Annotated in this window: 25 protein-coding genes; 8 read left to right on the forward strand and 17 right to left on the reverse strand. The window is 69.1% G+C overall.

All coding sequences use genetic code 11. The features are described 5' to 3' along the window. Window positions 1–6 precede the first annotated feature (6 nt). Window positions 7–462 carry a CesT family type III secretion system chaperone gene (locus EL288_RS16090; RefSeq protein WP_033450449.1) on the reverse strand — a complete coding sequence of 152 codons (456 nt, stop codon included), beginning with the start codon at window positions 460–462 and terminating at the stop codon, window positions 7–9. A 241-nt stretch (window positions 463–703) separates the two neighbouring features. Then, complete coding sequence (locus EL288_RS16095) at window positions 704–1,630, reverse strand: LysR family transcriptional regulator (RefSeq protein ID WP_010926200.1); 927 nt, start codon at window positions 1,628–1,630, stop codon at window positions 704–706. Window positions 1,631–1,729: 99 nt separating this feature from the next. On the opposite strand from EL288_RS16095, the gene EL288_RS16100 reads away from it, so the two are divergent. The 5 genes from EL288_RS16100 (at window position 1,730) to EL288_RS16120 (ending at window position 6,142) form a co-directional block, all read left to right on the forward strand. Beyond that, entirely contained in the window at window positions 1,730–2,794 is a 1,065-nt protein-coding gene (locus tag EL288_RS16100; RefSeq protein WP_033447663.1) for an alkene reductase, read from the forward strand. A 70-nt stretch (window positions 2,795–2,864) separates the two neighbouring features. Next, a complete protein-coding gene (locus EL288_RS16105; RefSeq protein ID WP_003809865.1) occupies window positions 2,865–4,241 on the forward strand; it encodes a RidA family protein in 1,377 nt (458 codons plus the stop codon). A 172-nt stretch (window positions 4,242–4,413) separates the two neighbouring features. After that, a complete protein-coding gene (locus tag EL288_RS16110; protein ID WP_003809863.1) occupies window positions 4,414–5,004 on the forward strand; it encodes a hypothetical protein in 591 nt (196 codons plus the stop codon). Further along, the gene (locus EL288_RS16115) at window positions 5,001–5,582 is read left to right on the forward strand and encodes a hypothetical protein (RefSeq protein WP_015039308.1); all 582 of its coding nucleotides are present in this window, start codon (window positions 5,001–5,003) and stop codon (window positions 5,580–5,582) included. The genes EL288_RS16110 and EL288_RS16115 overlap by 4 nt, the downstream gene beginning before the upstream one ends. Further along, a complete protein-coding gene (locus EL288_RS16120) occupies window positions 5,579–6,142 on the forward strand; it encodes a hypothetical protein (protein WP_003809859.1) in 564 nt (187 codons plus the stop codon). The genes EL288_RS16115 and EL288_RS16120 overlap by 4 nt, the downstream gene beginning before the upstream one ends. Before the next feature lies 1 nt (window position 6,143). On the opposite strand, the gene EL288_RS16125 is transcribed toward EL288_RS16120, so the two are convergent. Continuing rightward, window positions 6,144–7,421: a hypothetical protein gene (locus EL288_RS16125; protein ID WP_010926196.1), complete on the reverse strand. Its 1,278-nt coding sequence runs from the start codon at window positions 7,419–7,421 to the stop codon at window positions 6,144–6,146. A gap of 115 nt (window positions 7,422–7,536) precedes the next feature. Further along, a complete protein-coding gene (locus EL288_RS16130) occupies window positions 7,537–8,193 on the reverse strand; it encodes a GntR family transcriptional regulator (protein ID WP_003809856.1) in 657 nt (218 codons plus the stop codon). A 187-nt stretch (window positions 8,194–8,380) separates the two neighbouring features. Between EL288_RS16130 and EL288_RS16135 the strand changes: the two genes are divergently transcribed. After that, a complete protein-coding gene (locus EL288_RS16135; RefSeq protein ID WP_003809854.1) occupies window positions 8,381–9,352 on the forward strand; it encodes a Bug family tripartite tricarboxylate transporter substrate binding protein in 972 nt (323 codons plus the stop codon). Between the two features lie 22 nt (window positions 9,353–9,374). Further along, window positions 9,375–10,970: a gamma-glutamyltransferase gene (gene ggt / locus EL288_RS16140; RefSeq protein ID WP_003809852.1), complete on the forward strand. Its 1,596-nt coding sequence runs from the start codon at window positions 9,375–9,377 to the stop codon at window positions 10,968–10,970. A gap of 35 nt (window positions 10,971–11,005) precedes the next feature. Here ggt and EL288_RS16145 read toward each other — a convergent pair whose 3' ends face one another. The 12 genes from EL288_RS16145 to EL288_RS16200 form a co-directional block, all read right to left on the reverse strand. Then, the gene (locus tag EL288_RS16145; protein WP_003809849.1) at window positions 11,006–11,749 is read right to left on the reverse strand and encodes an SDR family oxidoreductase; all 744 of its coding nucleotides are present in this window, start codon (window positions 11,747–11,749) and stop codon (window positions 11,006–11,008) included. A gap of 8 nt (window positions 11,750–11,757) precedes the next feature. Then, the gene (locus EL288_RS16150; RefSeq protein WP_003809848.1) at window positions 11,758–12,453 is read right to left on the reverse strand and encodes an ABC transporter ATP-binding protein; all 696 of its coding nucleotides are present in this window, start codon (window positions 12,451–12,453) and stop codon (window positions 11,758–11,760) included. Beyond that, a complete protein-coding gene (locus EL288_RS16155) occupies window positions 12,453–13,196 on the reverse strand; it encodes an ABC transporter ATP-binding protein (protein WP_003809845.1) in 744 nt (247 codons plus the stop codon). Before EL288_RS16155 ends, EL288_RS16150 begins: the two co-directional genes overlap by 1 nt. After that, the gene (locus tag EL288_RS16160) at window positions 13,193–14,173 is read right to left on the reverse strand and encodes a branched-chain amino acid ABC transporter permease (RefSeq protein WP_223851092.1); all 981 of its coding nucleotides are present in this window, start codon (window positions 14,171–14,173) and stop codon (window positions 13,193–13,195) included. The genes EL288_RS16155 and EL288_RS16160 overlap by 4 nt, the downstream gene beginning before the upstream one ends. A 23-nt stretch (window positions 14,174–14,196) precedes the next feature. Next, the gene (locus EL288_RS16165) at window positions 14,197–15,060 is read right to left on the reverse strand and encodes a branched-chain amino acid ABC transporter permease (protein ID WP_003809840.1); all 864 of its coding nucleotides are present in this window, start codon (window positions 15,058–15,060) and stop codon (window positions 14,197–14,199) included. A 67-nt stretch (window positions 15,061–15,127) separates the two neighbouring features. Then, window positions 15,128–16,348: an ABC transporter substrate-binding protein gene (locus tag EL288_RS16170; RefSeq protein ID WP_003809839.1), complete on the reverse strand. Its 1,221-nt coding sequence runs from the start codon at window positions 16,346–16,348 to the stop codon at window positions 15,128–15,130. 74 nt (window positions 16,349–16,422) lie between these two features. Beyond that, complete coding sequence (locus tag EL288_RS16175; RefSeq protein WP_003809837.1) at window positions 16,423–17,664, reverse strand: aromatic ring-hydroxylating dioxygenase subunit alpha; 1,242 nt, start codon at window positions 17,662–17,664, stop codon at window positions 16,423–16,425. 15 nt (window positions 17,665–17,679) lie between these two features. Further along, window positions 17,680–18,177 (reverse strand): aromatic-ring-hydroxylating dioxygenase subunit beta, encoded by a 498-nt coding sequence (locus tag EL288_RS16180; protein ID WP_033458834.1) that lies wholly within the window; start codon window positions 18,175–18,177, stop codon window positions 17,680–17,682. Between the two features lie 28 nt (window positions 18,178–18,205). Next, window positions 18,206–19,324, reverse strand: coding sequence for a cupin domain-containing protein (locus tag EL288_RS16185; protein WP_003820013.1), 1,119 nt, complete (start codon window positions 19,322–19,324; stop codon window positions 18,206–18,208). 27 nt (window positions 19,325–19,351) lie between these two features. Continuing rightward, window positions 19,352–20,350, reverse strand: coding sequence for an ornithine cyclodeaminase family protein (locus EL288_RS16190; protein WP_003809832.1), 999 nt, complete (start codon window positions 20,348–20,350; stop codon window positions 19,352–19,354). Window positions 20,351–20,361: 11 nt separating this feature from the next. Then, the gene (locus EL288_RS16195) at window positions 20,362–21,225 is read right to left on the reverse strand and encodes a fumarylacetoacetate hydrolase family protein (RefSeq protein ID WP_003809830.1); all 864 of its coding nucleotides are present in this window, start codon (window positions 21,223–21,225) and stop codon (window positions 20,362–20,364) included. Window positions 21,226–21,346: 121 nt separating this feature from the next. Further along, window positions 21,347–21,670: a non-heme iron oxygenase ferredoxin subunit gene (locus EL288_RS16200; protein WP_003809828.1), complete on the reverse strand. Its 324-nt coding sequence runs from the start codon at window positions 21,668–21,670 to the stop codon at window positions 21,347–21,349. Between the two features lie 184 nt (window positions 21,671–21,854). Between EL288_RS16200 and EL288_RS16205 the strand changes: the two genes are divergently transcribed. Next, a complete protein-coding gene (locus tag EL288_RS16205; RefSeq protein WP_003809826.1) occupies window positions 21,855–22,754 on the forward strand; it encodes a DMT family transporter in 900 nt (299 codons plus the stop codon). Here the strand turns inward: EL288_RS16205 and EL288_RS16210 are convergent. Then, on the reverse strand, window positions 22,751–23,695 hold the full coding sequence (locus tag EL288_RS16210) for a LysR family transcriptional regulator (RefSeq protein ID WP_003809824.1): 945 nt from the start codon (window positions 23,693–23,695) through the stop codon (window positions 22,751–22,753). The two genes, EL288_RS16205 and EL288_RS16210, sit on opposite strands and share 4 nt — an antisense overlap. Between the last annotated feature and the right edge of the window lie 12 nt (window positions 23,696–23,707).

Genomic DNA, 23,707 nt, shown 5'->3' on the forward strand with positions numbered 1-23,707 from the left:
GCCGACCTAGACGCCGCGCGTCAGCGCGGCGATATTCGGGGCCGAGCTGGCGCAGCCGTCGTGGTCGCCGACGCGCCAGCGCGAGGCTTCCTGCAGCAGACGCTCACAGTGATCGAGCAGGATTGCGGGCGTGGCGCGCGACAGGGGTATGGCCTGCTGCAGATAGGACAACCCATCGCCGCCGATGCAGGCCACGACGCCGCTGCCGGCCTGCATGAAGTTGGCTCGGGCCATGCTTGCCGGGTTGACCGTGTCCGCCGTGCCCAGCACGCAGGAAATCATGATTTCCGCCCGGGCGTGCACCGGTGCGATGAAGACCGGTGCGCACGGTTCGAAAATCAACTGACACAGGCCGCCGGCACCGGGGTCGAGCGAGTCGATGCCGATGAGGCGGCCGAAATCGGCGATGAGTTGGTGGTATGCCGTGTCGGTCATGGCGAGGCGAGCCTGCGTCGGGCGCAAGGGAATCCATACGCTCGAAATGCGTGGCAAAAGAGGGCAATGGTATGCGCACAGTCTGGAAGGCGCCAGCCGATTGCTTCTCGGAATATCCCGGTTTTCGGACGTCCGGCCGCAGGACCCCGCCAAGGGCATGCGGATCCGGCGCGCGCCACGGCGAATATCCGGACGCCACGCATTACCTGTTATTCGACAACAGGGAACCGGTGACGGCCGACCTGCTGGTCTTTCCGCGCCACGCGCGCTAGGCTGCGGCCCTGCCGGTCAGGGTGCGCGCGGGGAACGCCGCGCAGAGGTATTCCACGAATGCCGCCACCTTGGTGCTGACCAGGCGGCGCGAGTTGTGCAGGACCCACAGTTCGACGGGCCGGTCGGGGATGCGCCCCCACACCGCCAGGCTGGCGTGCGCCCCGCCCTGCGCCAGCAGCGAACGCGGGATAAGCGCCGCGCCGGCGCCGGCCTGCACGGCATCGCGGATCATGAGGAGCGAAGACAGGCGCAGGCGCACATCGGGCATGACGGTGTTCAACGTATCGCCGTCCTGGTAGTGCCAGGCGCCGCTGTCGAACACATTGGCCAGGGCGACCGCGGGCACCGTGGGCGCCTGCCCATCGGCGGCGGCCGCCGGCCGCGCCAGCGCAGGCGGCGCCACCAGCAGCATGTCGTCGCGGGCGAAGCAGCGCCCCACCAGCGCGGCGTCCGGACGGGGATTGACGCGAATGGCCACGTCGTAGCCGTCGTCGACCAGATCGATGTTGCGGTCTTCGGCCACGACGTCCAGGCGCACCTCGGGGTAGGCCTGCGCGAAACCGGCCGCGATCCGGCCCAGCAAGGTGCTGGAGAACAGCACCGGCGCGCTGACGCGCAGCCGCCCTCGCGGGGCGGACAGGCCGGCCGCCACCGACTCGCCGGCTTCGATGATTTCACCCAGCGGGCCGCAGGTGCGCTCGTGCAGCGCCTGGCCCTCTTCGGTCAGCCGCAGCGAACGGGCGCCGCGCTCGAGCAGGCGCACCCCCAGGCTTTGCTCCAAGTCCATGACCCGCCGCGACAGCGTGGCCTTGGGCCTGCCGCTGCTGCGGCTGGCCTTGCCGAAGCCGCCATGGGCGGCAACCAGGTTGAAGTCGGCAAGCGCGGACAAATCCATGTTTGATCCATTTTTGAGACAAACCATACAAATAATACAGTCTTCCGACAATTATTGGAACGAACTACCTTACCGATCACGCACTCGACGTGCAGCCCCTTCACCTCAAATCGGTAGGAATACGCCATGACCTCTCTCTGGGATCCGATCCAGATCGGCCGCATGAATCTCGCCCATCGCCTGGCGATGTCTCCCCTGACCCGCAGCCGCGCGCAAGACGACGGCACGCCCGGCGAGCTGGCGGCCGAGTACTACGCGCAGCGCGCATCGCTGGGCTTGCTGATCTCGGAGGGCACCCAGCCTTCGGCCGACGGCCAGGGCTTTCTCAATTCGCCGGGCATCTACAGCGAGGCCCACGTCGCCGGCTGGCGCAAAGTGGCCGATGCGGTGCACGCCGCAGGCGGCCACCTGTATATCCAGGTCATGCACGCCGGCCGCATGTCCCACCCGGCCAATACGCCGCATGGACGGCAGGCCGTCGCCCCCTCGGCCATCGCGCCCGAGGCCCAGATCCACACGCCCACGGGCATGCAGCAGGTGCCCGCGCCGCGCGCGCTGTCGCCGGACGAGATCCAGGCCACGGTGCGCGACTACCGGCATGCCGCCGCGCGCGCCATCGAGGCCGGCGCCGACGGCGTGGAGATACACGGCGCCAACGGCTACCTGATCCAGCAGTTCCTCTCTCCCAACGCCAACCATCGCGACGATGCCTATGGCGGGCCCGTCGCGCACCGCACGCGCTTCGCGCTGGAGGTCGCGGCCGCCGTAGCCGAGGAAATCGGCGCCGACCGCACCGGCATCCGGCTTTCGCCCGGCTCGCGCCTGGGGGGCATCGACGAGGGCCCGCACTACGGCGACATGTATCGCCACCTGGTGGCGGGCCTGGCGCAGCTGAAGCTGTCGTACCTGCACATCGCGCACAACGGCGACGAGGCTTTGCTCAAGGATCTCCGGCAGCTGTGGCGCGGCCCCCTGCTGGTCAACCGCGTCAACCGGCCGATCGAGCTGATCGGCCAGGACGTCGAGACGGGCCTGGCCGACATCGCGCCGGTCGGCCGCTGGGCGCTGGCCAACCCGGATTTCGTGGCGCGCCTGCGCGCCGGCCAGCCGCTGAACCCGCCCGACCACGCCACGTTCTACGGCGGCGGCGCGCGCGGCTACACCGACTACCCGCGCCTGGCGATGCGGTGATGCCGCGCCGGCCCCTGCCGCCACGCGCTGACTACCCGCTTGCCCAAAACTGGATTTTCAAGGAACCGTTATGACCACCATGATGAATCGCCGCCGCTTTATCCAGGGCGCCGCCGCCGCCGGCATGACGCTGGCCGCGCCGCTCGGCCTGGCCGCGCAGGCCGCCGGCCAGGCCGCCGCGCGCGGCACGCTGGCGCCCCAGGGCTTCTGGCCCGGCGGCGTGGAAAAGCCGCTGATGCCGTATACGCCCGCGATCAAGGCGGCGGGCTGGCTGTTCATCGCCGGCCAGCTGGCCAGCGACTTCGAGACTGGCGTGGCGCCGCAAGTCCGCAGCGACGGCACGTTCGCCGAGCAGTTGACGCTGCAGTCGCGCTTCGTGATGTCCAACGTGGCCCGCACCGTGGCGGCCGCCGGCCTGGACCTGGGCCGCGATACCGCCCGCCTGTGGCAGTGGCTGACCTCGCCGCACCCGACCATGGACGAGTTCGCGCGCGGCAACAACTGGCCGCGCATTCCCGTCCAGGCCCATTTCGCCGAGCGCGACGCCTTCCTGGCGGCGCCCGGCCCGGCCTCGACCGCCATGGGCGTGAAGGCGTTGATGGTCAAGGACACGCTGCTTGAAATCGACCTGCTGTGCGTGGACGATGGCGGGCGCAATGTCGGCGTCGAGCAGCCCGCGCGCCAGCCCGGCCAGGCTGGCGCGGTGCGGCGCGGCGATTGGGTCTTCCTGTCGAGCGAATCCTGGCAACGCATGCCGGCCGGCGCCGGCACGCAACAGCAGACCGACCAGGTCCTGCGCCATCTGGCCAGGCTGGCGCAGGCCGCCGGCTCGTCGCTGCGGCGCGCCGTCAAGGCCGAGGTGTACATCGGCCATCCGTCCGAGTACGCGGCCATGGAGGCCGCCTGGAAGCGCTGGTTCCCCGACAATCCGCCGGCGCGCGTGGTCATGCCTTACATGGGCCTGGCCGGCGGCCAGGGACGCCGCGTCGAAATCGCGCTGACGCTGCTGGCCGAGGACAGTCGCAAGACGATCGAGACCGTCTACACCAGCAAGGCGCCCAAGCCATTCAGCCACGAGCCTCAGGCCGTCAAGGCCGGCAACCTGCTGTTCTTCAGCCAGCAGATGCCCGCCGATGCCAGCGGCGCCCTGGCCGAAGGCATGGCCCGCCATCCCAATTTCCCGTACTACGGCCTGCCCGCGCGCCAGCAAATGGCGTACATGCTCAAGAACGTGGCGGCCATCTGCGAGGAAGCGGGCACGACGCTGGACAATGTGGTGCGGCGCGTGTGCTTCCATGACCAGGGCGAGCACTTCGCCGAGGCGATGGATGAATGGGCCGCGCACTTTCCCGGCCTGAAACCGGTGTCGACCACGCTGGTACTGGGCGGACCGCTGGCGGTGCGCGGCGCGCATACGCTGTTGGATATCACGGCCTACGCGCCGTGATGCGCCAAGCGCCTGCCGGGCGGCAGGCGCCCAGTTTGTTTCAAGATTTGGCCCAGCGGTCCGCCACGCCTGCCTCCGACACGCTTGGACACATCCCGCCGGCGCCGCGCGCGGGCGCGCCGCCTACCATGTGGGGCTTGAAGCGCGCCGCCGCGGCGCGCCAGGAGGCCGGATGCGCGTTCTGCACTCGCTCAAAGCCCGTGTCGTGACCGGCGTGGCCGGCATCGGCTCGCTGGCTGCCGCCGCCAGCGTCGCCCTGTATGGCGCGTACGACGGCACCCGGGCGGCGGCCGAACCCGTGTTCGGCGCCGGTTCGACGGTGCAGACCGGCCAGTGGCGCCTGGTGCCGCACGCCGCCTGGCTGGCATCGGGCAAGGTGTACGAGGTGTGGGTCAAGCCCGGGCACTCGGCCCTGGTGGTCGAGGCGGAACTGACCAACCGCACCGCCGAATCCTCCCACGACTACCTGGACCTGCTGCAATGGCGGGCGCCGCCGGGCGTCACGCCCGCCCAGCCCGCCGTGGTGTCGGTGCGCGACCCGCAGCAGGGCCCCGCCCTGCACCCCGGACTGCCCGAACGCGTGGCCTTCGTCTGGCCCCTGCCGGCCGGCGTGGCGCCGCCGCCGCAAGCCGCCTTCGCGGTGGAAAGCAAGACCTACAAGCCGGTGGACAATCTGTACGGCACGCCCGGCTGGTACAACCCGGTGCTGATCGGCCGCGTCGAGCTGCCGGTGCGCGCGCACGCGCCGCAGGATCCGCGATGAGCGCGCGCCTGGGCACGCTGGCCCTGCTGCTGCTGGCCGCGCTGGCGCTGTACGGCATGCAGCGCAGCACGCCGCGCTACCTGGACCTGACCGGCCCCATCGTCGAACGCGGCGCCATGGGCGAGGCGGTGCGCACGCGCCAGTTCGACGCGACGGTGCAGCGCGTGCAGTTCGCGCGCCAGCTGCGCTATCGCAGCCTGGGGCGCGAGCGCGTGCGCGAGACCGCCGGCGTGTGGGCCGTCGTGTGGGTGCGGCTGGCCGCGCTGGACGCCTCCACCCAGGTGGGCGAGGCGGCCTGGCTGGGCCCGGACGCGCTGACCTATCGGCACACCGACCGCCTCGGCCTGGCGCCCGGCGTGCCGCCCTACATGCTGGACCCCGGCCTGCCGCGCACGGTGCGGCTGGTGTTCGAAATCCGCCCCGACCAGGCGCGCGGCGCCACGCTGCTGCTGTCGGAGCGCTACTCGCCCCGGCTCGATTCGCAGGCGCGCATCGCGCTGGACGACGTGCCGGTAGCGGCCGACGGGCGGCCCGAAACCGTAGCCAGCCACGACCTGGACCAGGACGCCATCCCATGAACGCTCCCGGCACGGCCGAACGCACGTGGCGCCGCCGCAGCCTGTGGCTGCTGCCGGCGGTGCTGGCGCTGTCGCTGGCCTGGCGCAACGACGACAACGTGCCCCAATGGCTGGTCAACCGCGAGTTGCGGCCGCGCGATGTGCCCGCGCAGGCGCAGGGCGCGCTGGGCGGGGCGCAGTGGAAGCTGCTCGAATTCGGCATCATCGACGCGCCGGCCCGGCGCGGCTGGCTGCCGGGGTCGCGCGCATCCTATGCGGCCTTCGAAGTGCAGGTCCAGGCCGACGACTTGCCCAGGCGCTGGCAGGCCTGCCGCATCGCGCTGCACGACGCGCGCGGCCGCGTGTGGCGGCCCGCCACCGAACCGGTCTTGCGCATGGCGCCCCACATGGCGCGCGGCTGCCTGGCAGCGGCCCATCGCGGCGTGCCGCCTGGCTCGAAGCTGACCATCATGGAAGTGTTCATGCTGCCGCCGGACGTGGCCAGGCCGCTGACGCTGTCGGTCTCGGTCGGCAGCGAACGGCCCGCCTACCTGCGCTTCGCGGTTCCCGCGGCCGATTGACTCAGGCCGCCAGCGCGGGGCTGGCGGCGCGGCGCGCCTGCCAGGGCGAGAAAGCGCACTCCAGCACGGCCGCCAGGAAGCAGATGCGCAAGGGCTCGATCAACAGGCCGGTGGACGAGTCCCGGAACGGGCTGCCGAACAGGACCGACAGCGCGTCGCCCAGGATCTGCCAGGAGTCGAGCGGGTGCGGCCCGATCAGGCGCGCGGCGCCGTACCATAGCCACGCCGCGCCCCAGTCGATGAGCCGGTAGCCGACGATCAGCGTGACCAGCAACACGGCGCCGCTGTGAAAAGCCAGGCGCACGCCATTGGCCAGCGGCAGATAGCGCTTGCGGTAGCCGCCGATGAAATGCTCGACGAAATCGCGCAGGAAACGCGGCACGGACTGGTAGCGCTGGCCCAGCCGCTCGAGCCGGCGCACGCGCCGCAACTCGGCATCCTCGCGCACGTCGTAGCCGTAGATCAGCGCCACCATGACCAGCCAGACGACGGGCAGCAAGGCGTAGAAGAACAGGTTGACCAGCGTGGCGCCCCAACCGACGGCCTCGGCCTCGGCCGGCACCATGCCCGCCGACCAGGCATTGGCCAGCGGCGTGAGCAGGCGCTGCCAGAAATCCAGCACCGCGCTCCAGTCGCGCTGCGCCAGCAGCCATTGCCAGGCCTGGTCCTTCCAGCGGCTGATCACGTACAGGCCGACCAGGATCCAATTGGTCTCGCACAGCACGACCAGCAGTTGCCAGCCGGGCTGCCGGGTGCGGTCGCGGGCGCGCAGGGCGATCCTGCGCACCAGCCAGGACACGGCCACCGAGACCAGCAGCCAGCGCGAGTCCAGCGCGTCCAGCACGTTGCCATGCGTGCCCAGCGGATCCAGGTGGATGGCCAGGCGGGAGTACTGTCGCACGGTGTTGCCCAGGAACCCCCAGGCCGCGTAATAGGCGAAGAACGGCAGCAGCGCCACCGTGATGATGCGGGCCAGGCGGGCCATGCCCGGACGCGCGCTGTCCTCGCCGGCGCGGGCGGCCTGCTGCGCGGCCCGCAGCGCCGGCAGGCCGGGCAGGACCACCAGGAACATGGCCACGGTGACCACCAGCTGGCTCAGCGCCACCAGCGTCAGCACGGCCAGGCCGGCCAGATGGTTGGCGAAGCCCGTGTGCACGGCCAGCCACATCAGCAGGCCGTGCGCCAGCACGCCGGCCGCCACCAGCGCCATCAATTGCGGCCAGAACCTCAGCCACAAGCGGCCGGTCAATGCCCACGGCGCGAGGACGGAATCGAGCATGCTTGCCTCCGGCGTTGCGCAACGCAAGCGCCCGATCTTAGCGCCGGCGCGCGCGCCAGACTGTTACCGCTGGGGACAACCCGGCACAGGGTGTCAGCGCGATCCGCGCATGCAGTCAGCCCGCCTGGGCGAGGAAATCCTGCAGCACCGGCACGGTATTGAGCACGTGCTGGCGCGCGGCGGCTTCGGCGCGGGCCGCGTCGCGGGTCTTGAGCGCGTCGATCAGTTCCTGGTGGGATTCGCGCGCGCGCAGGCTGCGGCCGGGCTGCGCGGCCCACAGCCGCATGTAGGGTTCGACGACCGAGTGCAGCTCGGAGATCTGGCGCAGCAGGCGCGGCTGGCGGCAGAAGCTGCACAGGTATTCGTGGAATTCGCGGTGGGCAGTGGTCCAGTCCAGGTAGTCGCCCGAGCCGGCCTCCATCTGGTCCAGCATGCTGGAGAGCCGCCGGATGTGCTCGTCGCCCAGGTTGGCCAGGGCGTTGCGCACGGCCAGGCCTTCAAGGACCGAGCGCATCTCGAAGACTTCCAGCATTTCCTGGCGATTCAGGCCGCGCACCACGGCGCCGCGGTTGGCGCGGATTTCGACCAGGCCTTCGGAGGCCAGGCGGCGCAGCGCGCCGCGCACCGGCATGCGGCTGGTGCCGATCTCGCCGGCGATGGCTTCGGGCACCAGGCGTTGGCCGGGCGCGTAGCGGCCCAGGCGGATTTCCTGCTGCAGGTACTGGTAGGCCTCTTCCTCGGCGCTGACTGCTGTCTTCTGGAATTGCAGCATCGGGATCTCGGACGGTTAAACCGCAATGATAGTTAGCGGCGACCATAACATGAATTGGATCCAATGATCCATTGATACAATACCTAATGTCGTGCCAGGTCCGCGTCCCGTCTAATCCGGGCAGCACTTGCCACGCGGGCGGCCCGGCCGCCCGCGCGACACGCCGCATCCACTTCCAGGGGAAACCATGAAATTCCGTCTTTTGCAGGCGCTGGCCGCCGTTTCGATCGCATTTGCCGGCCAGGCCGGCGCCAGCGGCACCGACTGGCCGCAGCACCCGGTCAAGATCGTCGTACCGTTCCAGGCCGGCTCGGCCACCGACCTCATCTCGCGCCAGCTGGGCGCGGCGCTGGCCAAGGAGCTGGGCCAGCCCTTCGTCATCGAGGCCCGCCCGGGCGCGGCGGCGGCCATCGGCAGCGCCGCGGTGGCGCGCGCCGAGCCCGACGGCTACACCCTGCTGATGGGCGGCCCCGCGGCCATCGTGACCAACCGCTATCTGCAAAAGCGCCTGTCCTATGACCCGGACAGCTTCGAACTGGTGTCGATGGTGGCCTATACGCCCAATATCCTGCTGGCCAACCCGTCGCAGCCGTTCAAGACCCTGCCGGAGATGGTGGCTTACGCCAAGGCCAACCCGGGCAAGCTGACCTATGCCTCGTTCGGCACCGGCACCACCTCGCACATGGCCGGCGAGATGCTCAAGTCGGTGGCCGGCATCGACATCCTGCACGTGCCCTACAAGGGCGCCGGCGAAGCCATTCCGGCGCTGCTCAGCGGCCAGGTCTCGATGTACTTCGACACCATCATGACCGGCCTGCCCCAGGTCAACAGCGGCGCGCTGGTGGCGCTGGGCATGTCCAACGCCCAGCGTTCGGCCATGGCGCCGCAGATCCCGACCATCGCCGAGCAAGGCTACAGCGGCTACGATATCGCGCCGTGGTACGGTCTGGTCGCCCCCCACGGCACGCCCGCGCCGGTCCTCGACAAGCTGAACCAGGCGGTCAACAAGGTGCTGGCCGACCCGGCCTTGCGCAACAAGCTGGCCGAAACCGGCGCCGAGCCGCAAGGCGGCAGCCGCGAGCAGTTCGCCGCGTTCATCAAGGCCGAACTGCCGCGCACCCGCAAGCTGGTCGAGCAGGCCGGCATCACGCCCCAGTAATCTCCAACCTACGGCAGCAGCCATGTCACTTCCTTTCGATTGGTCCTTCCCCTACGCCAGCCGCAAAATGCCCGTGCTGGCATCCAATGCGGTAGCCACCAGCCAGCCTCTGGCGGCGCAGGCCGGCCTGCGCATGCTGCTGGCCGGCGGCAACGCGGTGGACAGCGCCATCGCCACGGCCATTGCGCTGACCGTGGTCGAGCCGGTCATGAACGGCATCGGCGGCGATCTGTTCGCGCTGGTCTGGCATGGCGGCCGCCTGCACGGCCTGAACTCCAGCGGCTGCGCGCCGGCCGCCTGGACGCCGGAGTATTTCGCCGGCCGCGAGACCATGCCGCCCACCGGCTGGGGCGCGGTCACCGTGCCGGGCCAGGTGGCGGGCTGGAAGGCCCTGTCGGAGCGCTTCGGCAAGCTGCCGTTCGCCGCCTTGTTCGAGCCGGCCATCGCCTATGCCGAGCAGGGTTTCCCGGTCTCGCCCACCATCGCGCGCCAGTGGGCCACGCAGGCCCCCAAGCTGGCCGGCGAACCGGGCTTCGCCGACGCCTTCCTGCCGCAAGGGCAGGCGCCGCAGGCCGGCCAGTGGTGGCGCTTCCCGGCCCAGGCGCGCACCTTGCGCGAGATCGCCGAGACGGGCGGCGCCAGCTTCTACCAGGGCGAACTGGCCCGCCGCATCGCCGACTTCGCGCGCCAGACCGGCGGCGCGCTGCGCGAGCAGGACCTGGCCGAGCACCGCCCGGAATGGGTCGAGCCGATTTCGCAGTCGTTCCGCGACTACGAACTGCACGAGATCCCGCCCAACGGCCAGGGCATCGCGGCCCTGATGGCGCTGGGCATGCTGGAGCAGTTCGACCTGGAAGCCATGGGCCGCGACAGCGCGGACTATTACCACGTCAGCATCGAGGCCATGAAGCTGGCCTTCGCCGACCTGCACCAGCATGTGACCGACCCGCGCCATATGCGCGTGAACGCCGCCGCCCTGCTCGACCCCGCCTACCTGGCCGAGCGCGCGCGCCTGATCTCGATGGACCGCAGCAGCGTCCCGGCCGCCGGGGCGCCGGCCACGGGCGGCACGGTCTACCTGACCGCGGCCGACGCCGACGGCACCATGGTGTCGTTCATCCAGTCCAACTACCACGGCTTCGGCTCCGGCGTGGTGGTGCCCGACACCGGCATCAGCCTGCACAACCGCGGCATGAACTTCGTGCTCACGCCGGGCCACGTCAACCAGGTGGCGCCGCGCAAGAAGCCCATGCACACCATCATTCCCGCCTTCATGACGCGCAAGGGCCAGCCGGCCATGTCGTTCGGCGTGATGGGCGGATCGATGCAGGCGCAGGGCCACCTGCAGATGGCGACCCGCCTGGCCGCCTTCGGCCAGAACCCGCAGGCCATGAGCGACGCGCCGCGCTTCCGGGTCGAGAACGGGCCGGTGGTCAACGTCGAGGCGCACCTGCCCGCCGACGTGGTGCAGACGCTGCGCGACCGCGGCCACAATGTGGCGGTGGCGCCGGCCGACAGCCTGGAGTTCGGTTCGGCCCAGCTGATCTGCCGCCTGCCCGAAGGCGGCTACCTGGCCGCCTCCGACTCGCGCCGCGACGGCCAGGCGGTCGGCTTCTAAGGCCGTGCCGCACGGGGCGGCGCCACGCGCCGCCCCTAGAAGCCGCCGCGCGCGTCCAGCAGACAGCCGGTAACGTACGAGGCCTGCTCGCCGGCCAGCCAGACGACGGCCTGGGCGATTTCCCCGGCCGTGCCCATGCGGCCCAATGGAATGGCGCCGACCATGCGCCGCAATTGTTCGGGCGTGCGCTGGGCATGCACCTCGGTATCGATGACGCCGGGCCGCACCGCGTTGACGCGTATGCCCTCGCCGGCCACCTCGCGCGCCAGGCCCACAGTCATCGTATCCAGCGCGCCCTTGGTGGCCGCGTAGTGCACCCAGCTGCCGGCCGAACCCAATTGCGCGGCGCCGGAAGACACGTTGACGATGGCGCCGCCCGCCCCGCCACGGCGCCTCGACATGCGGCGCACCGCCTCGCGCGCGGCCAGGAAGGCGCCCAGCACATTGACCCGCCACACTTCTTCCAGGGTGCCGCGCGCCACGTCCTCGACCCGCGCCACGCCACCGGTGACGCCGGCGTTGTTGACCAGCACCGCGATGCGGCCCAGCCGGTCCAGCCGCGCGAACGCGTCCATCAGCGAGGCTTCGTCGCCGACGTCGGCCTGCAGCGCCACGGCGCGGCCACCCTGCGCGGCGATATCGCCGGCGACCGCTTCGGCCGCGGCCGCGTCGGCGCGATACAGGATGGCGACCGGATAGTCGCGCGCGGCCAGCCTGGCGATGGCCGCGCCGATGCCGCGGCTGCCGCCGGTGACCACGAACAGCCCGCGCTGGTCCATGGCGCCCCCTAGACGCTGAGGTGGGTGCTGAGCACCGACTCGTTGCCGCGCAACGCGGCGCTGTCGCCCGTGAAGCACACCTCCCCCTTGGACAGCACGTAATGCGTGTCGCCCAGGTCCAGCGCGACGCTCAGGTTCTGTTCGATCAGCAGGACCGCCATGCCTTCGGATTTCAGCTTGCGCAGGATCTCGACGATCTCGTCGACAATCAGGGGCGCCAGGCCTTCGGAAGGTTCGTCGAGCAGGATGACGGACGGATTGAGCATCAGGGCGCGCGCGATGGACACCATTTGCTGCTCGCCGCCCGAGAGCTGGAAGCCGCGGTTGGCGCGACGCTCCTTCAGGCGCGGAAACAGCGCGTAGATGCGCTCCAGGGTCCAGCGTCCGTCGCGCCCGGGCCGCGCCGCCACGGTCAGGTTTTCCTCGACGGTGAGACTGTCGAAGATGCCGCGTTCCTGCGGCACGAAGCCCAGGCCCAGGCGCGAGATGCGGTGCGAGGGCGCGCCGCCTATATCGCGGCCGCGATAGGCGATGCGGCCGCTGCGCGGCTTCAGGTAGCCCATGATGGACAGCACGGTGGTGGTCTTGCCGGCGCCGTTGCGTCCCAGGATGGAGGTGACCTCGCCGTCGCGCACCTGCAGCGACACGTCGCGCAGCACGTGGCTGGCGCCGTAGTAGGTGTTGATACCGCTGACTTCCAGCATCAGTGCTTCCCTCCCAGGTAGACGTCCCGCACCCGCTGGTTGCCCTGGATGTCGCAGGGCGCGCCGCTTGCCAGGACTTCGCCGTAATACAGCACGGTGATGGTGTCGGCCAGCGAGAACACCACTTTCATGTCGTGCTCGATCATCAGCACCGCCAGCGACGGCGGCAGGCTGCGCACCAGGTCTATCATGCGGTCGGTCTCGGCCGGCGACATGCCCGAGGTGGGCTCGTCGAGCAGCAGCAGTTCGGGCTCGGCCGCCATGGCGATGGCCACTTCCAGCTGACGCTGCTCGCCGTACGACAGCTCCCCGACGCGCTGGCGGGCGCCGCTGGCCAGCCGCACCTGTTCGAGCAGCTGGTCGGCGCGCTCCCATTGCGCATGGCGGGTCTCGATGCCGCGCAGCGCCTCGTACCAGCCGCCCTGCTTGGCCTGCACGGCCAGGCGCACGTTCTCGCGCACGCTCAGGTTCATGAACAGGTTGTTCTTCTGGAAGGTGCGGCCCACCCCCATCTGGCAGATGGCGTCCGGCGCCGCGCCGGTGATGTCGCGCCCCTTGAACAGGATGCGCCCCGACGAGGGCTTCAACTGGCCGGTCAGCTGGTGCACGAGGCTGGTCTTGCCGGCGCCGTTGGGGCCGATGATGATATGGCGCTCGCCGGCCCGCACGCTGAGGCTGACGTTGCGGGTCACCACGACGCTGCCGAAGGCCTTGCACAGGTTCTCGGTCTGGAGCATGGTCATTTGGCCTCCCGCAGCACGGCCTTGGCCACCGGCGGTTCGGGCGGCGCCTGCGGCGGCGCGCTGCGGTGCGCCGCGCGCCAGCGCGCGACCGCGTAGCCCCATACGCCCTCGCGCATGAACATGACGCAGAAGATGAACACCGCGCCGACCCAGAACGACCAGTAGTCGTTGTACGAGCCGATGAAGTTCTTCAGCAGCAGGAACAGCGCCGCGCCGATCGCCGGTCCCAGCACCGTGCCGCTGCCGCCCAGGATCATCATGATCATGACGTCGCCCGAGAGGTGCCAATGCAGGATGTCGGTGGAGACATAGGCGTTGAACAGCGCGTACAGCGCCCCGGCCACGCCGGCCAGGAAGCCGGCGATGATGAACGACAGCAGCTTGAAGCGCTGCACCGGATAGCCGATGGCCCGCATCCGCTGTTCGTTGTCGCGGATGCCGATGAAGATGCTGCCCAGCGGCGAGCGCACCAGGCACCACAGGAACACCAGCACCAGCGCGAAACCGACCGCGACCACGGCGTAGCGCGCCACCGCGCTCTCGGACAGGCTGACGCCGAACAGCGCCGGCCGCACGAAGCCGACCAGGCCGTCGGAGCCGCCGCTGAGCGAACGCCATTTCAGCGAAGCGGCGTACAGCAGCTGCGAGAACGCCATGGTGAGCATGAGAAAGGGGATGCCGCTGACGCGGATGCAGAACACCCCGATCACCGCCGCCAGCGCGGTGGCCATGGCCACGCCGGCCAGGATGCCCCACCAGCCCGATATGCCCAGGTGCACGCCCAGGGCGATCACGGTATAGGTGGACATGCCGAAGAACGCGGCATGTCCGAGCGACATCAGGCCGGTGTATCCCACCAGCAGGTTCAGGCTCATCGCGAAGATGGCGAAAATCAGGATCTCCGAGATCAGCCCGAGCGTATAGTCACTGGCCAGCGGCGCGGCCGCCAGCGCGGCGCACAGCAGGGCGAACAGCATAGGTCTGGATGCGGTCTTCATGGTCAGGCTCTCGCAATGCCGAACAAACCCTGCGGTCGGGTGAGCAGCACCACCACCATGAGCAGGTAAACGAGGAACAGCGCGTAGTCGGGGAAATACGCCTTGCCGAAGGTGTCGATGGCGCCGACCAGCATGGCGGCCACCAGCGCGCCGCGCAGGCTGCCCATGCCGCCGACCACCGTCACGATGAAGGCGGGGATGAGGATCTCCACATCCATGCCCAGGTATACCCCCAGGATGGGGCTGGCGACGATGCCGCCGATGGCCGCCAGCGCCGCGCCCAGCGCGAAGATGCAACCGAACAGCAGGGGCACGTTGATGCCGATGCCCGCCGCCGTCGCGGCGTCGTCGACGCCGGCCCGCACCATGGCGCCGATGCGGCTGCGCTCCAGGAACCACCACAGGGCGGCGGCCACCACGCCGCCGAAGCACACCAGGAACAGGCGGTACTTGGGAACGATGGCGCCGGCCAGCTCCAGGCTGCCCTCCAGCATTTCCGGAGGCGCGACGTTGCGGATATCGGCGCCCCACAGGTATTTGCAGATATCGCCGAAGACGAAAATGAACCCGAAGGTCAGCAGTACCTGGTCGAGGTGGCCGCGCTTGTACAGCGGACGGATGAACACCCGTTCCATCAGCACCGCCGCCGCCACCGCCGGGATCCAGCCCACGCCCAGCGCGAACCAGAAGTTGCCCGAGAACTGCGCCAGCGTGTAGGCCGTGAACGCGCCGATCATGAAGAACGAGCCGTGCGCGATGTTGACGACGTTCATCAGGCCGAAGATCAGCGACAGGCCGGCGGACATCATGAACAGCAACACGCCCAGGACCAGGCTGTTGAGCAATTGTGTAATGACGAAATCCATAGCGCCTTCGTAGTCGATGCAAGCACGCCGGCGCCCCGCCCGCAGCGGGCCGCCGGCACGGATCCGCTCAGCCGGCGCGGCGCGGCGGCTCGATCGCGTCGGGGATGGTGTGGATCACCTTGTTGGTGAGCCGCCCGTCGACCTCGGCCACCTCGCGGATGTACACGTTATGGATCGGGCTTTGCGTTTCCTCGTTGAAGCGGAAGGGCCCGCGCGGCGCGTCCAGCTTGATGGCGCGCATGGCCGCGCGCAGCTTGTCCTTGTCCTCGCTGTTGCCGTCGACGGCCTCCAGCGCCAGATGGATGATGCGTGCGGCCACGTAGCCGTACTCGCTGTAGACGCTGGGATAATCCTTGAAGCGCGCCCGGTAATCGGCCACGAACTTCAGGTTGGCCGGGTTGTCCAGCGTATCGGCGTAATGCAGCGAATTGAGCGCGCCCAGGGCGGCGCGTCCCTGCGCCGGAATGGTGTCGCTGTCGAGCATGAAGCCCGACCCGGTCAGCCGCGACTTGGCCTTCAGGCCGTACTCGTCGTACTGCTTGACGAAGCGCACCGCGTCGGTGCCGGCGTAGAAGCTGAACGTGGCCTGCGGGCTCATGCTGCGGATGTCGGCCAGGTAGGGGCTGAAATCGTTGTTGCCCAGCGGCGGATAGATCTCCTTGATGATCCGGCCGCCCTTGCGGGAGAAGCCGGCCTTGAACTCTTCCAGGGTGTTGCGCCCGCCGGCGAAATCCGAGGCCGTGAGCAAGGCTTCCTTGGCCACGTTGTCATAGAACCATTCGCCCATGGTGGCATGGATGGGCACCGTCGAAATCGAGCAGCGGAAGAAGTACGGCATGCCGGTATACGACAGCTGCGCCACGCCGGCGCCCGAGCACAGCATGAAGGCCTTGCTCTGGCGCAGGTACTCGACCGCCGCCATGGCCACGTTGCTGGCCTGGATGCCGGTGACGATGTCGCAGCGGTCGCTCTCGACCAGCTTCTTCAGCTTCTGCAGCCCGACCTGGGGGTTGATCTCGTCGTCTTCGCGGATCACTTCGACCTTGCGTCCGGCAATGGTGTTGCCGATCTGGTCGAAGTACATGTTCATGCCATTCAGGTTGGCATTGCCCAGCGCGGCGAACACCTTCGAGTACGAATTGAGCGCGCCGATGCGCAGCGGCTGGCGCGATTGCGCCAGCACGGCCGGGGCGGCGCCGCCGAACAGCGCGGCCGCCCCAAACGCCCCGGCCCCCTTGATGAAGCGCCGGCGCGACGGCGCGGCGTTTTGCCCTTGGATCTTGTTCATGTCTCCTCCTGTCCTTGTCGTGCCGGCGTATCCTCGCCGGGAACCTTGCTGCCGGTTTGAAAACCAGGCCCCGCCTACAGGCCCATGACCTCGCGATAGTGCTTGTAGAAGGCGCGGATCAATACCTCGGTCACCATGTGATCCTGCCGCTCCACGTCCCGTCCGCCCATTTCCACCACGGCGCTGCGATGGCCGTAGTGGTGCGCGCCCAGCTGCGATTCGCTGAGGACCTCGCCATCCTCCATGGCGACGAAGCCCGCCGGGCCGTACAGGTTGGCGTGGCGCACGCGCAGGCGCTGCATCTCGTCGTCGTCATCGGCATAGCCGAAGAACGTCCACGCCAGCTCGAACGAATCCACGCCCTTGGGAATGACGTGGCGCACGCCGAAGGTGTTGGCCTGCTGATGGATGATCACGCTGGGGAACAGGCAGATGGCGACCACCTTGCCGTCCTCGAACTCGGTGCGCGGCGTGACCGTGTCCAGGTCGTTGAGCTCCAGCGCGTCCTTGAACCGCGTGATCTCGGCGGTCGCGTCCGACTTTTTCTTGCCGACGTTGCGCGACACCATCATGCTGTGCCCGTCGTCGAGCGGGATGCTCTCCGATTGGGTATCGGCGCGCCACAGCCCGAAGGTGATGAGAAAGGAATGCAGCAGCGTGGCGTGGTAGGGATCCTTCAGGTTCTCGAAGTACAGCTTCCAGTTGCCGGGAATGAGCTGGCGGCTGTAGCCCAGCAGCCGCAGCGGCCTGCCGTCGAACTGGCGGTGCAGGCCGGCCATCACCTCCGCGCCGCAGTACTGCTCGAACGGCGGCGCCTCGTCGCTGAAGCTGGCCCATATCGAACCGCGCTCGACATGCACGCGCAAGGATTTGAGCGCGTGCGCGGAGGTATCGAAATCGGCCGGCATGCCGCCTTTCTTCAGCACGCCGCGCTTGAGCGGCACGCCCTGCAGCTGGCCGGCCAGGTTGAAGTTCCACTGATGGTAAGGGCAGGTGAACGAGGTCTCCTGGCCCTTGTTCTTCCAGCACAGCCTCGCGCCCCGGTGCGCGCAGCGGTTCTCCCAGACGTGGACCTGCCCGCCCTCGCCGCGCACCACCACGACCTGGCGTTCGCCGATCCAGGCGCGCTTGTACGAGCCCTGCTCGGGAATCTCGCACTCCAGAGCCACGAAGTTCCAGGTCGGGCCGTAGTAGAAGGCTTCCAGCTCGCGCTCGTAGACCTGCGCGTCGGTATAGACCCAGAACGGCACGCGGGTCCACCCCTCGGCCGGCCATTGCCGGCCGGCCTCGGCCGCCGGATTGACTCGTTGATCCATCGGATGCTCCTTCCCTCAGACCGGCACGATCAGGGAGCGCCTGACGTGGTGATTGTCGAAAACGGCCAGGTGCTGCCGGAACTTCAGCTCGTCGCCGTCGCGCACCAGCACGTCCAGGTACTGGCCGACCAGGAAAATGGTCGGATCGGCATCCGACATCGCCTCGGTGATCAGGAAATTGGCGCGTGCGTGGATATCCTCGCCATCGATGGCGGTGATGCGCACGCCGCTGATGAAGTGACGCCAGATGCGCGGCACGTAGACCTGCGTCTCGCGCAAGGCGGTGACGCGGTCGCGCACCATGCCCAGCCCGTCGCAATAGATGTTGGCCTGGGGCAGGCCCTCGGCGTAGTTCTCGCGCGAGACGACCTGGTACAGGCAGTCCTCGACGAAATAATCGGGGAAGCGCTCGACCAGGTCCTGGTCGAGCATGTCGGCGATCTCGTCGTATAGCCGGCGTACCGATGCCTCGAGCGCAAAGAACGCCGGGTCGCGCGGCACGGGCGCCACCATGGGAACGATTCGGTCTCTCATGGCGGGCCTACGCGGCGACGCGCGAGAGGTTGGTCTGGATCCCCTGCTCCGAGCCCAGCTTCAGGATCGGCGACTTCAGGGTTTCCTGCCACAGCAGCGACTCCATGGCGATATGCAGCGGATGATCCTGGATGGTGAGCGCCACGAAGCCCTGGTCGCGCGAGGCGTGGTTGTGCACCGACCAGCCCGGCGCCGAGAAATGCAGGTCGCCCTCCTGCCACTGGATTTTCTCGCCGTTGACCACGCTCTTGCCGTTGCCCCACATGATGTAGTTGATGGCGGCCGAGGTGTGGCGGTGCGGCTGGTCGACCTTGCCGGGCGGCAGCTTGGCGATGGTGGCGAAGAAACTGTGCGAGGTGCCGATGCGCCGCTCGGTGGCCGGGTTGTACAGCACGTACAGATGGCGTCCCGTGTACGCGAGGTCCATGCCGTAGACCGTTTCCAGATGCGGCGAAACATCCTTCCAGGGCCAGTGCAGCATGCGCGAATCGACGGTATCGATGTCCACCAGCCACTCGTAGCCCAGCATCTGGGCGCCGTCCTCGCCGATCGGTATCGGGGTGGCGGCGTCGCGCGCGCGCCGCTGGCTGGCCGCCAGCGCGGCATCCTGGGAGCCCGGGCGCGTGGCGTTGGCCACCTGGCCCACATAGTGCACGTCCAGGCGCTCGAGCAGCGGCGCGTTGCTGTAGCACAGCCGCACGAACAGGTCGGAACCGTCGTTGCGGTAGACCACCGGCGTCATCGACGGCGTGTTCCACACATCGAACCGTTCGGCCTGGAAGGTTTTCGCGCCTGTCGTGACCTGGCCCTTGCCGCGGATGCACATATCGACACAGCTCGAATTGCGCAGCATCGGCTCGGTCTGCTCGCCCGGCTTGAGCACGACGATCTGCACGTCGATGCCGGGCGCGTAGGCCGGGATGGGGCCGGTATTGGACGGATGATCCACCGAGGCGGCGCGCAGGCCGTCGGCCGGCGCGGGGATGGACGCCAGGCGTTCGATCTCCGATTCGATGGCTGCCCTGGGCAGCACCACGGTGGGCCAGAACGTCTGTTCGCGGGCCGGCCGGCCGCTGACGTCCACCAGTTTGATCTTGTTGTCCAATGTTGTCTCCTTGTGTTCCATACCGGTCCGCCCCCCGATCCGACCCCGTCAGACGGGCAGCCGGATCGGAGCGTTGGCCATCAGTGAAATGGATTGCCCGATCTGCGCATCTTTTGCGCGCTGATACGCTAGCACGGCGACCGACAGATCAGATATGCCCATGCCCATGGCCTTGAACAGGCTGATGTCGCAATCGGGCGCCGGCGTCTCGCCGCCGGCGATGACTTCGCCCAGCGGGCGCACCCTGCTCCAGTCGCCCTTGCCGGGGCCCTTCTCGAAATAGTCGATGAACTCGCGCGAGGCCTTCTGGGCCCCGGCCACATCGTCGACCGCGATGAAGCCCACGCGCGCGAACACGTCCTGGCTGAACTCCGCGCTGTGCGGCAGGATGGCGCCCACCGCGTTCAGGTGCACGCCGCGCCCCAGCACGCCGGCATCGAGGAACGGCTCGCGGGCGCGCGTGACGGTGGTGACGATGGTGGCCCCATCGCAGGCCTGCGCCAGCGAATCGGCGACCACCACCTCGGTATCGAATTGCGCGCGCAAGGTCTCGAAGAACGCCTGGCGGTTCTCGGCCGTGGGGCTCCAGACGCGGATGCGCGCCAGCGGCCGCACCGCATGCACGGCCGCCACCTGCGCCAGGGCCTGGCGCCCCGTGCCGATGATGGCCATGTCGTCGGCGCCGGGACGCGCCACCCACTTGGTGCCCAGCCCGGTCATGGCCGAGGTGCGCATCTGCCCCAGGGCGTTGGCCTCCATGATGGCCAGCAGGCGGCCTTCGTGCGCATCGAACAGGACATAGACCGCCTTGGCGCCGCGCGGCGTATTGATCCAGTTCTTGTAGCCGCAGAAGCCCGCTTCGGGCAGCGCCGACCCCAGCGAGTGCATCGAGGATGCGTCGCCATAGGCGCCCAGCGCCTTGGGAATGTTGAAACCCTCGCCGGTGCCCAGGGCGCGCACCCCGGTCTCCAGCACGCCTATCGCCTCCTTGAGGGAAACCAGTGCCGTAATGTTCTCTTCGCTGAGCCAGATTGCCGATGACAGCATGGGTGGTCCCTTTATCTAGAATCGTCGTCGACCGGGTTGCGCAATACGCCCACCCCGGAAATGTCCACCTCGAACACATCGCCCGGCCGCAGGTAGCGCGGCGGTTTGCGCGACATGCCCACGCCGGCCGGCGTGCCGGTGGCAATGACATCGCCGGGCAGCAGCTCGGCGAATGTCGAGAGATAGCTGACCAGCTGCGCCACCGTGAAGATCATGTTGGCGACGCTGTCGTGTTGTACGGTTTCGCCATTGAGCCTGCCGATCACCGTCATGGCCTCGGGCGCGCCGGCCTCGTCGGCCGTCACCAGCCACGGTCCGAAGGCGCCGGAGCGCACGAAGTTCTTGCCCGGCGTGGCCTGGGTGGAGTGGCGCTGCCAGTCGCGCACCGAGTTCTCGGCCAGGCAGGCGTAGCCGGCCACGTGCTCCATGGCCCGCGCCTGGCTGACGCGGCGGGCCGGCTTGCCGATGATGACCGCCAGCTCGGCCTCGTAGTCGAACTGGTCCGACTCCGCCGGGCGCAGCACCGGCTGCCCCTGCGCGGCCAGCGAACCGGCAAAGCGCACGAAGGTCGACGGCCTGGCCGGAATGGCCATGCCGGCCTCCTCGGCGTGCAGGCGGTAGTTCAGGCCGATGCACAGGATCTTGTCGGGGTCGGTAATGGGCGCCAGCAGGGTCGCGTCGGCCAGCGCCAGGCCGGCGGCACCGTCCGCCTGGCGCAGCCGCGCCGCCAGGCCGTCGACGCCGTCGCGGGCCAGCGCGGCGCGCAGCGTCGGCGCCTGCGGCGTGGCCAGGTCGATGATGCGTTCGCCCACCACCGCCCCATACGAGGGCTGGGGGTCGCGCTGCGTGCGATCGAGGTAACTGACTAGTTTCATCCGGATCTCCGTGCCCGGGCGCGGCCGCCCAGGACATACATGTGTGCGATGCGGGAAAGTGTGCGATGCGGCGTCCGGCGGGACAATGGCACGCCCGGAACAGCAGCTATTCCCGCCAAGATCAATCCGCGCCCGCCACCCGTACCAGCACCCGGCCGCCTTCGACGCGGCTAGGGTAAGTCCGGATGTCGCGGGTCAGCGGCGCGCACAGCGCGCGACCGTCCCGGATGTCGAAGCGCCCCTGGTGCAGCGGGCACTCGATCTCGTGCCCTTCCTGGAAGCCGTCGCACAGCCGGGCGTTGCCATGGGTGCACAGGTTGTCGGTCGCATAGACCTCGCCGTGCGCCAGATACAGCGCGATCTCCCGGTCGGCCACCCTGACCGCCACCGGCTCCTCTTCGGTGAGCATGTCTTCCCCGCCGACATCGGTCCACTGTTCGCTCATTGCCTGCATGCCTCCTTGCCTGGTTGTTCGCGGGCGGCAGCGCCGTCCGGCCGCCCATCGTGCACCGGGGCGGGCCCGGCCAACAAGGCGCGCGCCGGAACAACTGCTGTTCCCGGCGCGACAGCCGGGCCCGGCCACGCGATGCCATAATCCATCACGCCATGCGGGCGCCCGGAGACAGAAAATGGGGATATCGAACTGGCAGCCGACCACGCGCGCGGCATGCTGGATGAGCGGAGCGCTGGTTTCCTTGCTGGCCATGGCGGTCGCCACGCGCGAGCTGTCGGCCCACGTCTCGGTATTCCAGATCCTGTTCTTCCGCAGCGCCTGCGGGCTGCTGATCATCGTGCCGCTGGTCTGGCGCGCGGGCTGGCGGCAGGTCGCCACGGCGCGCCCCGGCCTGCACGTCCTGCGCAACGCCACCCATTTCCTGGCCCAGTACGGCTGGGTCTACGGCATCGCCTTCATCCCGATGGCGGAGGTGTTCGCGATCGAATTCACCGTGCCGGTCTGGACCGCCCTGCTGGCCGCCGTGCTGCTGGGCGAGCGCCTGACGGCGGCGCGCCTGCTGGCGGTGGCGCTGGGGCTGGCGGGCGTGTTCGTCATCGTGCGGCCGGGCAGCGGCATGATCCACCCCGCGGCGCTGGCGGTCCTGCTGGGCGCGGTCGCCTTCGCGCTGGCCTACATCATGACCAAGATGCTGGCGCGCACCGAGACGCCGCTGTGCATCCTGTTCTACATGACGCTGGTGCAATTGCCGCTGGGCCTGGCGCCGGCGCTGGCCAACTGGAGTTCACCGCCGCCGCACGTGTGGCCGTGGATACTGGTGGTGGGCACCATGGGGCTGGCCACGCACTACTGCCTGGCGCGGGCCATGGCGCTGGCCGACGCCACCGTCGTGGTGCCGCTGGATTTCCTGCGCCTGCCGCTCATCGCCGTGGTGGGCGCCGTGTTCTACGGCGAGGCCATCGAGCCGCTGCTGTTCCTGGGCGCCGGCATGATACTGGCCGGCAATCTGTACAGCATCCTGGCCGAGCGGCGGCGCCCGGCCATGCCGCGCGCCGCGCGCGACGGCTCGCATTAGTTCATCGAGGCAAAGCAGCGCTTGAGGAAATCGATCGCGATCTGCAGCTTGGCCGAAAAGCCGGTGCGCTGCAGCAGCAAAGCATAGACCGAGCGGTTGTCCGGCACGTAGTCCGCCAGCACCTCCACCAGGCGCCCGGCGCGGATGTCCTCGTCGAGCAGCCAGCGCGGCGCCATCATCACGCCCAGGCCGGCCAGGCAGGCGAGCCGCGCGGCATGGCCGTTGTCGGTCACCAGGTTGCCCTTGACCGGCACGTTGCCGATCTCCCCATCCAGGCGCACCGGCCAGCGGGTGTTGAGCACCGAGCCGCGCGTGATCAAACAATTGTGGTCCATGAGATCGGCCGGCAGCTCGGGCGTGCCCTTGGCCTCGATGTATTGCGGCGCAACGCAGAAGACCCGCCGGTAAGGCGCCAGCTTGATGGCCACCAGGCCGGGATCGACCGAATCGGCGATCCGCACCGCCACGTCGATGCGGGCCTTGAACAGGTCGACCTTCTCGAGCGAGAAATTGATGTCCAGCGACAGCAGCGGGTTCTGCTGCAGGAACTGCGGCAGCTGCGGCGCGATCACCGCCTCGCCGAGCATGGCCGGTGCCGTCATGCGCAAGAGCCCGCTGGCCTTGTCCTGCATGTTCGACATTTCCTCGGCGGCCTGGTCCAGCTCGATCAGCGCGCGCATGCAATGGTCGTAGAGACGCTGCCCGGCCTCGGTCACCATGAGCCGGCGCGTATTGCGGTTGAGCAGGCGCTGCCCGATCTTGTGCTCCAGGTTGGCGATGCGCTTGCTGACCATCGCCGGGTTGGCGCCGATGCGGCGCGCCACCTCGGAGAAATTGCCGATCTCCACCGTGCGCACGAAGATGCGCAGCGTGGTCAAGTCTTCGAATGCCAATGCCGACGGCTGCCGCAGCCCGATGAACTCCGTCGAGGCGCCTCCCATGCCTGTCTCCTG

It is taken from the genome of Bordetella bronchiseptica, assembly GCF_900636925.1.
Lineage (GTDB): Bacteria > Pseudomonadota > Gammaproteobacteria > Burkholderiales > Burkholderiaceae_B > Bordetella > Bordetella pertussis.

What these genes read in the sequence shown, in the direction of transcription:
- EL288_RS16210 (WP_003809824.1), bottom strand. Translation starts at nt 23,695, where the DNA reads ATGGGAGGCGCCTCGACGGAGTTCATCGGGCTGCGGCAGCCGTCGGCA.
- EL288_RS16155 (WP_003809845.1), bottom strand. Translation starts at nt 13,196, where the DNA reads ATGACCATGCTCCAGACCGAGAACCTGTGCAAGGCCTTCGGCAGCGTC.
- EL288_RS16190 (WP_003809832.1), bottom strand. Translation starts at nt 20,350, where the DNA reads ATGCTGTCATCGGCAATCTGGCTCAGCGAAGAGAACATTACGGCACTG.
- EL288_RS16180 (WP_033458834.1), bottom strand. Translation starts at nt 18,177, where the DNA reads ATGGTGGCGCCCGTGCCGCGCGACCCGGCGTTCTTTGCGCTCGAGGCA.
- EL288_RS16095 (WP_010926200.1), bottom strand. Translation starts at nt 1,630, where the DNA reads ATGGTTTGTCTCAAAAATGGATCAAACATGGATTTGTCCGCGCTTGCC.
- EL288_RS16150 (WP_003809848.1), bottom strand. Translation starts at nt 12,453, where the DNA reads ATGCTGGAAGTCAGCGGTATCAACACCTACTACGGCGCCAGCCACGTG.
- EL288_RS16160 (WP_223851092.1), bottom strand. Translation starts at nt 14,173, where the DNA reads ATGCTGTTCGCCCTGCTGTGCGCCGCGCTGGCGGCCGCGCCGCTGGCC.
- EL288_RS16125 (WP_010926196.1), bottom strand. Translation starts at nt 7,421, where the DNA reads ATGCTCGATTCCGTCCTCGCGCCGTGGGCATTGACCGGCCGCTTGTGG.
- EL288_RS16200 (WP_003809828.1), bottom strand. Translation starts at nt 21,670, where the DNA reads ATGAGCGAACAGTGGACCGATGTCGGCGGGGAAGACATGCTCACCGAA.
- EL288_RS16115 (WP_015039308.1), top strand. Translation starts at nt 5,001, where the DNA reads ATGAGCGCGCGCCTGGGCACGCTGGCCCTGCTGCTGCTGGCCGCGCTG.
- ggt (WP_003809852.1), top strand. Translation starts at nt 9,375, where the DNA reads ATGTCACTTCCTTTCGATTGGTCCTTCCCCTACGCCAGCCGCAAAATG.
- EL288_RS16135 (WP_003809854.1), top strand. Translation starts at nt 8,381, where the DNA reads ATGAAATTCCGTCTTTTGCAGGCGCTGGCCGCCGTTTCGATCGCATTT.
- EL288_RS16120 (WP_003809859.1), top strand. Translation starts at nt 5,579, where the DNA reads ATGAACGCTCCCGGCACGGCCGAACGCACGTGGCGCCGCCGCAGCCTG.
- EL288_RS16100 (WP_033447663.1), top strand. Translation starts at nt 1,730, where the DNA reads ATGACCTCTCTCTGGGATCCGATCCAGATCGGCCGCATGAATCTCGCC.
- EL288_RS16205 (WP_003809826.1), top strand. Translation starts at nt 21,855, where the DNA reads ATGGGGATATCGAACTGGCAGCCGACCACGCGCGCGGCATGCTGGATG.
- EL288_RS16130 (WP_003809856.1), bottom strand. Translation starts at nt 8,193, where the DNA reads ATGCTGCAATTCCAGAAGACAGCAGTCAGCGCCGAGGAAGAGGCCTAC.
- EL288_RS16175 (WP_003809837.1), bottom strand. Translation starts at nt 17,664, where the DNA reads ATGGATCAACGAGTCAATCCGGCGGCCGAGGCCGGCCGGCAATGGCCG.
- EL288_RS16170 (WP_003809839.1), bottom strand. Translation starts at nt 16,348, where the DNA reads ATGAACAAGATCCAAGGGCAAAACGCCGCGCCGTCGCGCCGGCGCTTC.
- EL288_RS16145 (WP_003809849.1), bottom strand. Translation starts at nt 11,749, where the DNA reads ATGGACCAGCGCGGGCTGTTCGTGGTCACCGGCGGCAGCCGCGGCATC.
- EL288_RS16105 (WP_003809865.1), top strand. Translation starts at nt 2,865, where the DNA reads ATGACCACCATGATGAATCGCCGCCGCTTTATCCAGGGCGCCGCCGCC.
- EL288_RS16110 (WP_003809863.1), top strand. Translation starts at nt 4,414, where the DNA reads ATGCGCGTTCTGCACTCGCTCAAAGCCCGTGTCGTGACCGGCGTGGCC.
- EL288_RS16165 (WP_003809840.1), bottom strand. Translation starts at nt 15,060, where the DNA reads ATGGATTTCGTCATTACACAATTGCTCAACAGCCTGGTCCTGGGCGTG.
- EL288_RS16185 (WP_003820013.1), bottom strand. Translation starts at nt 19,324, where the DNA reads ATGGAACACAAGGAGACAACATTGGACAACAAGATCAAACTGGTGGAC.
- EL288_RS16195 (WP_003809830.1), bottom strand. Translation starts at nt 21,225, where the DNA reads ATGAAACTAGTCAGTTACCTCGATCGCACGCAGCGCGACCCCCAGCCC.